The sequence below is a fragment of the Anaerococcus lactolyticus ATCC 51172 genome (assembly GCF_000156575.1).
In the GTDB taxonomy this organism is placed as follows: domain Bacteria; phylum Bacillota; class Clostridia; order Tissierellales; family Peptoniphilaceae; genus Anaerococcus; species Anaerococcus lactolyticus.
This window is the reverse complement of the sequence record NZ_GG666145.1, coordinates 1-241: the sequence shown is the minus strand read 5'-3', so window position 1 is coordinate 241 and position 241 is coordinate 1. Positions and strand designations below refer to the sequence as shown.

The following is a 241-nucleotide window of genomic DNA, read 5'->3' as shown; positions in this document are numbered from 1 at the left end:
TGGGCTGCCGGCCAGTGGGCGGACCTGGCGGATCAGGCTGACCGGGCGGTAGAAGCGGTCGTTCTGGCGCCAGCGCGGGGCGAAATCGAGGATTTCCAGTGCGCCGCCATGCGTGTCACGCAGCACGGTGCGCAGGATCGCGGTGTTGGTGAGGTATTCCTGCTCGCTGTCGGCGAAGTCCTCCAGCTCGATGGCGAAGTCGCCGCCGGTCTGCTGGTTGGGACCGAGCAGGGCGCAGAAG

The 241-nt window shown here is 68.0% G+C and carries 1 protein-coding gene; it reads right to left on the bottom strand.

The genetic code is table 11. The features are described from left to right. Window positions 1-241: hypothetical protein (locus tag HMPREF0072_RS11575; protein WP_004830778.1), on the bottom strand; the 241-nt coding region annotated here is incomplete at both ends.